Genomic DNA, 4,909 nt, shown 5'->3' on the forward strand with positions numbered 1-4,909 from the left:
CAAGCAGGGCAGATATTTGGTATCGTTGCTCTCTGGTGAGCTGTGTGTAGTGTCTCATGTTTGCTTCTCATTCTTGGTCGATTGAAAAGCATAAGATGCTACAGCAGCTTGCCATCCAATCCTAGTTTAATGAGTTGCACTTGAGAGTTGAATCCAGGAATAAAAAACATCAAACACTAAAAAACTTTTGTGAAGAACGAAATATTGAATACACCTATATTTGTAAAGGTCGGGACAAAGAAATCGATCAGTGGGTTAAAAATATCAATCCTGATTTAATAGTTGTATTTAGCATGTCACAGCTTTTACGAGAAAGTATTTTTAGACAGCCTAAACATGGAACAATAAATATGCATCCTTCTTATTTGCCTGAGTACAGAGGGGCTAATCCTGATTTTTGGCAATACTACAATATGGAAATGAACCCAGGTGTTACAATTCACTATGTAGATAAAGGTGAGGACACAGGCGATATAATTTATCAAGAAAGAGTGCATATTCCATTAGGTACTAAGTCACCTGAGCGTTTAGATAAACTAATTACAGAAACAGGTGTACCTTTAATGCTTAAAGCAATACAGGCAATTAAAGAAGGAAATGCACCACGTCAGCCACAGACACCACTAAGCCCTAATGATCGCGCAAGAAATTTAAAACCAGAAGAACATGCAAAAATAATTAATTGGCAAGAATGGCCTATAGAACGAATTTGGCATATATTGAGAGGAACTGAACTTTGGTTAAATGCTTTTGAGCAGCCTAAAGGGTTATATAAAGGTCAGCGCTGGCTTGTTGGTGATTTTGAAAAGCAAAGTAATAACCATAAAGCAGGTAGCCTAGTTAAATATCAAGGTAAATATGCACTAGCTGTACCAGAAGGTTATATCTACTTAAGTAAAAGTTTTAGTGTAAAGAAGGCTATTTTGGCAATGTTGAAAGGTTAAGTCAGCACCTTGAATCTTCTTTCTATATACAACCTATCCCGCCCTTATTTTGCGCTCGCTTTTTCTTGGCGTTTTATTGCGGTAACACTATTGTTACTGGTCGCGGCGGGTTGGTATTCACTTACCCAATACAGTGGGTTTAACTGGCTTAATCTAAACCTTGCTAGCCTACCGTTACCTGTTTACGCGCTTTGGTTGTTGGCTATTATTTTAAGCGCCTTGTTTGCTTGGGGCTGTTCACCAGTAGAGCGCAAGCTGATTAAAGCCATTAGCTTAGCCAATCAAGACTTAAGGCGTTCAGATGCAGAACAGGGGTTACAACAAGCCAACTCAGCGCTTTTTTTATTACCCAGCGCAACAATAAAACTCGGCAGTTTGCAGGCTGCTTTCTATAAGTCGCAAGGGGAGTGGGTTAAAGCGTACAACACACTACAAGAATTACAGGCTTTACCATTATTGCCTAAAGAACGCACCGTATTAGAGCTAGATTTAATGCGCTTGTTTTATGCCAGCGGCAATTTCAAAGCCACCCAACAAGCGCTAACACGCCTGCAAAAGGGTCGGCTAAGCCAAGCACAACAAAGCCTATACTACTTAACCCAAGCCGAGTTGTACCTAATAGAAAACAAGTTTCAAGCAGCTAAAGACTTAGTAGAACAACATTACGCCGAACCCAACTTACCAGCCAACACCCAAGTAGCCTTGCTACACACCTTAGGCGTAATCGACACTCATCTACAAAATTATGAAAGTGTAATAGCCGCCTATCGCCAAGCGTGGGAAATACTAAAACAGCAAAAAAACAGCTTCGGCCAAGCAGAAATAACGATAGACAACCTAGCCCTAACCTATGCAAAACAAGGCGAACTCAACAAGCTACAGCCTTTTGTTCAACAGCTAGATGCACTGGCAACACCCAACAACACCGACCACCAACTAGCCCTACACAATATAAAAATCAACCTAGCAAGGCAGTTAAACGACAGGCAAGCATTAGAACAAGCCTACGCACAAGCCGAAGAAAACCTACTACCACAGCTAGAGGGCGAACAACGCTTTTTTTATACGGTGATGGGGCTGCGTATGCACTTTAATGATGGCGTAGATTTTGAAAAAGCCCTGCAAGCCACCCAAGTCGCTATGCTAAACAAACCGGCTATTAACACGTTAAACTACTTGCGCGTTATTAAAGAAATAAGCGGAATCTTAAACCAAGCTTTAGAGCGAATCGGACCACGCCCCGATATAATGACCTTTTATAGCTGGCTGTTATTTGAATTTAAACGCCTAGAACCCGCGCTAGACCGCCTGCAAGACGAAATACCGCCCAGCTTGCCCAGCCCCAAAGCAGAGTTAATAAGCTTAAAAGTGGATAGCTTAAAACACGAAATGATTTTACTGCACGCCCAGCCCAGTAAAGCCCTGTTTGAAAAAATATTTGAGTTGCTAGAAGAAAAGAAAAAACTATGGCAAGGCATACACAACCCAGTGGCGCATTTGCATGAACTAATGATTATTCTAGACGAGTACTGCGCCTACAAAAAAGCCCTACCAAACACCCAGTTTGAGGCAGACTTTAAACAACTCGCCATAGCCAGCCTAGAAGAGGCCGAGGTTCTACTCAACGATAACCAGGCTAATCTAGCCTACAGCGACAAACTCATCGGCCTTGCTTACGCCTGCTACCAACTCAATACCAAAAAAGAGCAAGCCAAACACTGGCTAGCAACTTACGACCAAAGCAAGCAGTCCACCAACCACCTAGCCGCTTGGTTAAGACAGCAATACCAAGAAACCAAAGCTTGGGTAGGAGTGTAAAGTGATAACAATTTTTTAGCAGAAGTGAAGCTTTAAGGGGTAAAGTATGAAATGCTTCATGTGTAATTCAGTTAAATGACCTTGCTGTAGTTGCTGCAAAACGCGTTAATAGCTGATCTCATCGGGTAAATTTAAAGGGTTTGAAGAATTTCATACTGTTGCACTAGCAAGTTGAATCTAGGTTTTATAAAAACTAATTTTAAGCATAATCAGTAAACCACTTATGAAAATTTGTACTACCCACGGCGACCTGCTTGCTGAAAAATCCAGCGAAAATTATCCAACAGATATTTACTGTGATGAATGCGCTAAAGCTTTAGAGGAAGCAGGTAGCTTAATATCTATAGAGAACAACCTAACGGGTTGGGCAGACTTTTGCTCTAGCTGTGGCAAAACGCAAGCAGAAGAACAGGCTGAAGAGCAAACAGAAGCAGAAGAAAATAAAGCTGATGATGCAGACATGGCACCAACCAGCAATGCCCCGCAAGATGTTTACCCAACAACAGTGAATGTTTCTGCCGATGACAGCTCAGTATATGAATTAAGAAGGCAGTATGAAAAAGGCAGAATTAACCTTGCACCAAAATTTCAACGGCACAATGTTTGGAATACTAAACAAAAGTCTGAATTAATTGAATCCATTTTAATGGGTATCCCTTTACCTATTATGTATTTTTTTCAAAATAAAGAAGGTATTAACCAAGTAATAGATGGTAAGCAACGCCTAACCACCTTATTTGATTTTTTAGATAATAAGTTTTCGTTAAGCGAGCTATCTGTTTTAAGCAATCTAAAAAGTAAAAAATTCAGTGATTTATCTGGAATCCAACAAGGTAAAATTGAAGACTACAAGCTTTCAATAAATGTAATTAAACCACCAACACCCGACAGAATTAAATTTGATATTTTCGATAGAGTAAACCGAGGCGGTACACGTTTAAACAACCAAGAAATGCGTAATGCAATTTACCAAGGCAAGGCTACCGATCTACTAGAAAAATTAAAAAACTCTAACAACTTTAAAAATGCTACCGATAATTCCATACGCCAACGAGTTATGAAAGACAGTTATATGATTTCGCGCTTTTTAGCCTTTTATTTATGGCGTAAAAAACTACTTATTGGTGCAGAAAACAACTTAATAGAATATAGAAGCGATATAGATAACTTTCTTGGTAAAACCATGGAGTTTTTAAATAATTGTACGGATTCACAATTAAGTGATCTTGCTACTACGTTTGAAAAAGCTATGGAAAATTCTTTTTCAGTACTGGGTGATAATGGCTTTAGGGTTTCTACCTATTTAGAAAAAGAAAGACGCACTAGCGTAAGCATGGCTTTATTTGAATGTTTGGCCTATTTATTTACATTTGAACAGTCAACACTAAACCCAGAACAAACCAAAGCTAAAATTAAGCAGCTATTCTCAGACCAAGAATTCTTAAGTGCCGTTACCACCCCAGTAGATAGCTCTACTAAAGTGAATTTACGTTACCAGAAAATAGAAGAGTTGATAGAGGGCTTATAATGTTAAAGAATATTAAAATTGAAAACTTTAAGTGTTTTGAAAATGAAATAATCGACTTAAAACCTTTAACATTAATAACTGGTACCAACTCCAGCGGCAAGTCATCTTTATTACAAGCTATACTTTTACTAGGCGACCACAAAGACTTAGAGATAACTAATTACTTACAAACCTTAGGCAGTTTTGATGATTTAAAGAACAAGTATATTAACCCAGATGCTTACTATATTAATGCTGAATTTAGTGATGGTCAGAATGCTTCTTTGACATTTTGTAAGAAAATAGAAACTTGGATTCAACTTGCTAGTGCAACAGCCTGTAATTCTTCAAACAATACTTCATTTGGTGTTTTCATTCCAAGTGTTTTCCTAGGTCGGTTATTTAAACGATGCATAATGAATTCAAAATGCTCATCATCTAAGTGCTTAAAGCATGAACCTTTGGGGCAGTATTGACGTATTAAGCCATTTGTATTTTCATTCAATCCACGTTGCCAAGAAGCATAAGGGTCTGCAAAGTAAAAGTCACAATTCAGTGCTTTTGCAATGGCTTGATGCTCAGCAAACTCTTTACCATTATCTGCCGTTAGAGTATGTACTAAACCAACAGAAGCAAAGGG

At 38.8% G+C, this 4,909-nt stretch carries 4 protein-coding genes and 1 pseudogene; 4 read left to right on the forward strand and 1 reads right to left on the reverse strand.

What is annotated here, in order from left to right; genetic code table 11:
* Positions 1–140 precede the first annotated feature (140 nt).
* From BP27_RS16440 to BP27_RS17610, 4 genes and pseudogenes are all read left to right on the forward strand, one after another.
* Complete coding sequence (locus tag BP27_RS16440; protein WP_211251316.1) at positions 141–944, forward strand: methionyl-tRNA formyltransferase; 804 nt, start codon at positions 141–143, stop codon at positions 942–944.
* Between the two features lie 9 nt (positions 945–953).
* On the forward strand, positions 954–2,762 hold the full coding sequence (locus tag BP27_RS0113495) for a hypothetical protein (RefSeq protein ID WP_027851978.1): 1,809 nt from the start codon (positions 954–956) through the stop codon (positions 2,760–2,762).
* A 223-nt stretch (positions 2,763–2,985) separates the two neighbouring features.
* Positions 2,986–4,290 (forward strand): DUF262 domain-containing protein, encoded by a 1,305-nt coding sequence (locus BP27_RS16445; RefSeq protein ID WP_051610591.1) that lies wholly within the window; start codon positions 2,986–2,988, stop codon positions 4,288–4,290.
* Positions 4,290–4,520: pseudogene (locus tag BP27_RS17610) on the forward strand (AAA family ATPase); the annotation flags it as partial. The gene BP27_RS16445 and the pseudogene BP27_RS17610, both read left to right, overlap by 1 nt.
* 65 nt (positions 4,521–4,585) lie before the next feature.
* On the opposite strand, the gene BP27_RS17455 reads toward BP27_RS17610, so the two are convergent.
* Positions 4,586–4,909 (reverse strand): IS30 family transposase (locus BP27_RS17455; RefSeq protein ID WP_027851897.1); only part of this gene is annotated, 324 nt, incomplete at its 5' end.

It is taken from the genome of Marinospirillum insulare DSM 21763 (assembly GCF_000686905.1).
GTDB classification, from domain to species: domain Bacteria; phylum Pseudomonadota; class Gammaproteobacteria; order Pseudomonadales; family Halomonadaceae; genus Marinospirillum; species Marinospirillum insulare.